At 69.4% G+C, this 6,078-nt stretch carries 6 protein-coding genes and 2 pseudogenes; all 8 read right to left on the reverse strand.

Translation table 11 applies throughout. From position 1 onward, the window contains the following. Nucleotides 1-12 precede the first annotated feature (12 nt). Nucleotides 13-1,307, reverse strand: a pseudogene (gene tolB, locus CSW58_RS08050) (Tol-Pal system beta propeller repeat protein TolB). A 12-nt stretch (nt 1,308-1,319) separates the two neighbouring features. Next, a complete protein-coding gene (locus CSW58_RS08055; RefSeq protein WP_099446947.1) occupies nt 1,320-2,126 on the reverse strand; it encodes a cell envelope biogenesis protein TolA in 807 nt (268 codons plus the stop codon). A gap of 10 nt (nt 2,127-2,136) precedes the next feature. After that, nucleotides 2,137-2,660, reverse strand: a pseudogene (locus tag CSW58_RS08060) (ExbD/TolR family protein). Nucleotides 2,661-2,664: 4 nt separating this feature from the next. After that, entirely contained in the window at nt 2,665-3,360 is a 696-nt protein-coding gene (gene tolQ / locus CSW58_RS08065; protein WP_099446948.1) for a protein TolQ, read from the reverse strand. 119 nt (nt 3,361-3,479) lie between these two features. Continuing rightward, the gene (ybgC, locus tag CSW58_RS08070) at nt 3,480-3,920 is read right to left on the reverse strand and encodes a tol-pal system-associated acyl-CoA thioesterase (RefSeq protein WP_099446950.1); all 441 of its coding nucleotides are present in this window, start codon (nt 3,918-3,920) and stop codon (nt 3,480-3,482) included. A gap of 46 nt (nt 3,921-3,966) precedes the next feature. Then, on the reverse strand, nt 3,967-4,848 hold the full coding sequence (locus CSW58_RS08075) for a hypothetical protein (RefSeq protein ID WP_236627717.1): 882 nt from the start codon (nt 4,846-4,848) through the stop codon (nt 3,967-3,969). After that, nucleotides 4,845-5,600 carry a hypothetical protein gene (locus CSW58_RS08080; RefSeq protein WP_099446949.1) on the reverse strand — a complete coding sequence of 252 codons (756 nt, stop codon included), beginning with the start codon at nt 5,598-5,600 and terminating at the stop codon, nt 4,845-4,847. The genes CSW58_RS08075 and CSW58_RS08080 overlap by 4 nt, the downstream gene beginning before the upstream one ends. Before the next feature lie 176 nt (nt 5,601-5,776). Next, nucleotides 5,777-6,078, reverse strand: a 302-nt coding sequence (locus CSW58_RS08085; protein WP_304441637.1) for a Holliday junction DNA helicase RuvB C-terminal domain-containing protein, incomplete at its 5' end; no start/stop codon positions are given.

A 6,078-nucleotide genomic window follows, 5' to 3' on the forward strand; every position in this document is an offset into this window, starting at 1 on the left:
CTTCGAGCCGGCTCAGTCCAGCAGCGGCGACCAGGCCGGATCCGAGGCCGCGCCCTGATAGGCGGCGGGGCGCCAGGATGCGGCCGGTGATGTCGACGGTCACAGGCGCGGCGTACCGGTGGCCTCGCGGAGATAATCAGCACCCGGCCGTTCGGGCCCAGGTCGGACCTTCATCCAGATAGCTGGTGGTCAGCAGGCGCTCATCCGGCGCCATCGGGTCGCATGACGCCGAGTGGAACTTGCGCCGGCCTGCTTGGTGAAGGCGATGAAGTCGCCGCGCGGGCTCCAGACGGGGGTGGTGTAGCGTCCACCGCCGCCGAGATCCGCCGCACGCCCGAGCCGTCGGCGTTCATCACATAGAGCTGGCCTGGCCGCCGCGATCGGAGTTGAAGACGATCTGCTGCCATCCGGCGAGACGACGGCGAGGTGTCGATGGCCGGGTCGGTGGTGATGCGGGTGGGCGCGGGTGCGCAGGTCCAGCACGTAGATGTCGCTGTTGCCGGCCTCTCGACGAACGCCACCTTGGTTCCGTCGGGCGAGAAGCGCGGCGCGAAGACCATGCCGGGGAACTTGCCCACCGTTTCCTGGCGGGCAGTGGCCAGGTTCAGCAGATAGATGCTCGAGCCCGTCGGCCGCAGGGCCATGTAGGTGATCTCCTGGCTGGTGGCCGAGAAGCGCGGGGTCATGACGATGTAGGAGCCGTCGGTCAGGTACTGGGGATTGGCCCCGTCCTGGTCCATGATCGCCAGCTTCTTGATCCGGGCCAGCTTGCCGCCGCTCTCGGCGACGAACACCACGCGGGTGTCGAAATAGCCCTTCTCGCCGGTCAGGCGCTCATAGACCGCGTCGCTGATCTTGTGGGCCACCCGCCGCCAGTTCTCGGCGGTCGAGGTGAACTGCAGGCCCAGCAGCTGCTGCTGGGAAAACACGTCCCACAGGCGGAAGTCGACGCGCAGCGACCCATCGGCCGCCACCGTCACCTGGCCGTTGATCAGGGCCTGGGCCCCGGTGCCCTGCCAGTCGGGAAAGCGCGGCTGCATGTTCACGTCGGCCAGCTTGTCGGGCACGCCCTGGATGTTGAGCGGCAGGAACAGGCCCGAGCGCTCGAGATTGCCGCTGATCACCGCGGCGATCTCGCCGCCGCGCGCGCCGCCGCCGGAGAAGGCGGGGATGGCCAGGGGCATCGGCTTGACCGCGCCCTTGTCGATGTCGACCTCGATCTGGGCCAGGGCGCGGCCGGGCGCGGCGGCGGCCAGTCCCATGGCCAGGACGGCGGCGGCAAGGGCGAAGAGGGTCTTCAAGCTCATGGTCCGGTCCTTCTATCGAGCCGCGCAGGCGTCGCGCGCCTTGAAGTTCAGATTCAGCGACGGCCCATAATAGTCTGGAGGAAGGCCTTCGAAGGGCGCCGATTGATAGACGGCCCGAATGGCCCGTTCGGCGGCGGCGCGGACCACGGGGTCATTGGCGCGCTCGGCCTCGGCGGCGGTCACCTGGCCGCTGATCCTGCCGGCCGTCGTCAGCTTGAAACTGACCCTGACCTGCACCGCGCCGCCGCCTTCGACCTCGCAATTGGGATTCCACCGCCGCTGGATCTCGTCCTTCATGCCCGCGATCGCGGCCGCCTGCAGCGCGGTGGCGGCCCCTGCGGCCGGCCGGGCCTCGGTCGCGGTCTCGGCGCGGGCCGGACCCTTGGCGGCGTTGGCGACGGGCTTGCCCTTGGCCTGAGGGGTCTTGGCCAGGGTCTTTTCCAGCGAGGCGAAGAAGTCGTTGTCGGCCTTGGGGCTGGGCAGCGGCTTCTTGGGAGTCGGCGTCGGGGTCGGCGCGGGCTTGGGCGGCGCGGCCGGCGAGGGCTGGGGCGTCGGCGCGGGGATCGGGGCCGGGGGCTCGGGCGTCGCCTCGGGGGTGACCTCCTCGGCCTGGGCGGTCTGGTCGACGGCGTCCTGGACGGCCGGCCGCACATTGGTCGGGCCTTCGGTGACGATGGTCACCGGCACGGTCTCGCCGATGGTCACCGGCTTGCTGGCGCGGGGGGGCAGGCCGATCAGGATCGCGACGGCGACCGCTCCGTGCAGGGCGACCGAGCCGACCAGGGCCGGCGAGAGGTTGTTGCGGGTTTCGCGGCTCATGCCGGACCGCTCACTGGGCCGGACGCAGGCCGACGTCGGTCGCGGCGACTTCGGCCTTCGCCGGCGCTACGCCCGATGACGGGCCGCCGGTGTCGGTCAGCAGGTTGATCTTCGAGAAGCCGGCGTTGGACAGGCCGGCCATCACCTGGGCGACGGTGGCGTAGGAGGCCTGACCATCGGCGCGCACGAAGATCGGCTTGTCGTAGCCGTCGCCGGCCACGGCGCTGATCCGGGGCGCCAGCTCGCCGAATGGGACCACGGCCTCGCCCAGATAGACCGAGCCGTCGGCCTTGATCGACACCGTGATCGGTTCCTGCTGGTTCTGCAGGGCCGCGGCCTCGGTCTTGGGCAGCTCCAGCGGCACGCCGGCGGTCAGCAGGGGCGCGCTGATCATGAACACGATCAGCAGCACCAGCATGACGTCGACCAGGGGGTGACGTTGATCTCGGACAGGGCGCCCCTGCCGCGGCGACCGCGACGGCGGCGACCCCGACCGCCGCCGGTGGCGAAGGCGTCATTGGCGGACATGGCCATCGGATCAGACCCGCTCGGCCAGGCGGCGCTGGATGGCGGTCGACAGATCGTCGGCGAAGTTCTCAAGTCGCCCGGCGTACTTGCCCGCGTCGGTCGAGAACTTGTTGTAGGCGATATAGGCCGGAATGGCGGCGATCAGGCCGACGGCGGTGGCGAACAGGGCCTCGGCGATCGACGGGGCGACCACGGCCAGGGAGGTGTTCTTCGACAGGGCGATGTTCTGGAAGGCGTGCATGATGCCCCAGACCGTGCCGAACAGGCCGATGAACGGCGAGGCGGTGGCGACGATGGCCAGGCTGCCGAGGCCGTCCTCGGCCTTGGCGGTTTCGCGGGCGATCTGGGTGTCCATCATCCGGTCGATCCGCTGGACCAGAAAGGCCGTCTGGCCTTCACCGAGCGCGCCCTTGGCCTTGGCGTCGCGCCATTCCTTCAGCGCGGCCTGCAGCATGCGGGGCAGGACGTGGCGCGGATGGGCCCCGGCCTCGCCGGCGATGTCCTCGAGCGAGCGGCCTGAACCGACCTGATCCTCGAACCGGCCGGCGGCGCGGTTGAGGGCCGAGAAGCGAAACAGCTTGTCGATGATCACGGCCCAGGATCCCAGCGAGGCCAGGATCAGTCCGATCATCACCGCCTTGACCACCCAATCGGCCTGGAGAAACAGCGCGAGGAAAGAGAAGTTCTGCGGGGCGGCGGCGTCCATGCGGGGTCCTGTTTCCGTTCGGGCGTCAAGATAGCGAGCGCTTAACTGACATGAAGCGCGGCAATGTTGAAACTATGACAATCGGGGCGCGAAAGGGATTTTTGGCGGCGCCGGGGCCGTCAGCCCGCGAACCAGGGCGTCAGGGCGGCGACCATGTGGGGCGTCGGCTTACGCGGCCGGCCGTCCATCGAGATGCACACCGCCTCGACCACCGCCTGGGCGATCAGTTCGTCGCCGCGCGTGATCCGCTGCGAGACGTAGAGGCGCGGCCCCTTGACCCGGTCATAGGTGGTGCGCACCAGCAGGGCGTCATCGATGCGGGCGGCGCGCTTGAAGTCGATCTCCATCCGGGTGATCGCGAACCCGGTGTCGGCCTTGGCCAGCTCGGTGTGCGAGACGCCCACCAGCCGGAAGAAGTCGCTCCGCGCCCGCTCGAAATAGCGCAGGTAGTTGGCGTGATAGACGATGCCGGTGAAGTCGGTGTCCTCGTAATAGATGCGCACCGGCAACTGGTGTTCGCGACCCTCGAAGACCCCGGCGGTGGGAAGCTGCTTGTCCAAGGCGTCGCTCACGGTTGACTGGTCTCCATGACCCGGATCGAGTCGGTTACTGGGCCATGGCGAATTGGATGCTGATCGTCTGGTTGTCGCCGACCCGCCCTGCGCCTTCCTGGGATTGGCCGACGCTGGCGACCCGAAGGATCGGTTGCGAGCCGGGCGCGCCCGGCGGCTGGTTGCGCAGGGACGACAGCATCGGCTTGGCGGCGATCAGGGCGCGATAGAAGCCCGACGAGCGCTGCAGGGCCAGCACGGCGGCCTGCTGACCATCCGGGGTCGAGGCGTCGAAGCCGGTCTGGGCCACGACATTGGCCAGGGCCAGCTTGCCCTGGTCGCTGTTGCAGTTGGTCTGCGGACCGCCATAGGACAGGCAGGGCAGGCGGCGCGCCAGGGTCTCGGCGACCTGGCCGGCGATCCGCGCCCCGTCGGGCGACAGCTCGGCCGTGCCGGCCATGAACAGTTGCTCGGCCTTGAAGGACAGGGCTCCGCCGGCGACGTCGCCCTGAACCGGCGCGCCCACGTCGCGCAGGTCGGCGTCCAGGCTGGCCATCAGCTGGCGCTGCGCTTCTTCCAGGGCCAGCGAGGTGGTGGCCTGGCCCAGGCTGTTGAACGAGAAGCAGCGCTTCTCGGTGCTGGGTCCGTCGCCGGTCGCGCTGAGCAGGGTTTCGGGCACGCACAGCACCCGGGCCTTGTAGTCGATCTCGACCTGGGCCTGGCGCGGCTGCAGGTCGCCGGCGGTCTGCAGCAGGGCCGCGGTTTCGGGATGCTTGGCGTTGGTCAGGGCGGCGGTGGTCGAGCTGAACTGCAGCGCGAAATAGCTCAACATGATGATGAAGATGAAGATCACCCCGACCATCATGTCGGTCATCGAGACGTAATAGCTTTCGCCTTCCTCGACATCGACGGCCCGGCGGCCGCGACCCCGGATCAAGCCGCGCCCTCCCGGCCGGGGCCGGCCGCCATCGCCGCCTCGATGCGCCGCAGGACGGCCAGTTGTTCGAGCATCACCTTCTCGGGCGGCGCGAACCGCACCAGACCGTCGAGCGTGGCGAAGAAGCGGGCTTCCATGTTTTCGATCGCCAGTCGGCGACGACGGGCGACCAGGCGCAGGATGATCGAGCCCAGCACCCCGGCGATGGACGTCCAGAATTTGGTGGCGGCGATGGTCAGCAGGCCGATCAAGGCCGTCTGCATCGCCGCGCCGCCGCCCTCGGCCATGGCCGAGGTGGCTTCGGTCAGGGCCGCGACGATGCCGACAAAGGTGATGGTCAGGCCGACGGCGACCAGCAGATTGGCCCACCATTCCAGGCTGCGCGCGGGGCGATCGGCCGGCTCGAAGACCGTGGCGGCATGGACCGAGGCGGCCAGGCGACCGTCGTCGGTTTCGGTCAGCTGGCTGCGATAATGGGCCCAGCCCAGTTCAAGCACCGGATCGCCGCCGTCCGCGAGGCGGATGTTTCCGGCCAGGACGGCGGTGGCGAATTGCTGTTGCGCCGTGGGGCCGCGGAAATCCGACAGGATGTCGGCCATGCGGCGCAGGTCTTCCTTGAGCGGGGCATATTCGAAATAGGCGGACTTGCCGATCAGCCCCAGGGCGAAGGCGAGGATCGCGCCCGCCATCATCAAGGCCGCGCCGGGACGGCTGAAGACGTCGATCACGAAGGTCGTCACGGGGTCATGCATCGTCGCGGGTCGCCTGCTCATCGAAATGCCGCCCGTCACGCGGCGGACAGCGGGCTTATAGAGGTCCAGCCCTTCGCCGTCATCAGCATGATCGGCGGCGCCGGGCCTGGGCGCGGACGCGATGCAGCCTGGCGATCGGTGTGACGTCGGCTTGCGGGCGAGGAAGATCGCCGCGCCTAGCCCTCGCCGAACAGACCGCCCTGCTCGAGGCCGGGCGGGGCGGCGGGGGGCGTCAGGCCCAGGTGGAGATAGGCCTTGCCGCAGGCCATCCGTCCGCGCGGGGTGCGCTGGATGAAGCCCTGCTGCATCAGATAGGGCTCAATGACGTCCTCGACCGCGTCGCGGGCCTCGGCGATGGCGTAGGCCAGGGTCTCGACCCCGGCCGGACCGCCGCCATAGTTGTCGATCAGGGCGCGAAGATAGCGCCGGTCCAGGCTGTCGAGCCCCGACTCGTCCACTTCCAGCCTGGCCAGCGCCA

The sequence above is a fragment of the Caulobacter sp. B11 genome, from assembly GCF_002737765.1.
Classification (GTDB): domain Bacteria; phylum Pseudomonadota; class Alphaproteobacteria; order Caulobacterales; family Caulobacteraceae; genus Caulobacter.

Coding starts and splice junctions, on each gene's coding strand:
- CSW58_RS08080 (WP_099446949.1), bottom strand. CDS start 5,600: ATGCATGACCCCGTGACGACCTTCGTGATCGACGTCTTCAGCCGTCCC.
- CSW58_RS08055 (WP_099446947.1), bottom strand. CDS start 2,126: ATGAGCCGCGAAACCCGCAACAACCTCTCGCCGGCCCTGGTCGGCTCG.
- tolQ (WP_099446948.1), bottom strand. CDS start 3,360: ATGGACGCCGCCGCCCCGCAGAACTTCTCTTTCCTCGCGCTGTTTCTC.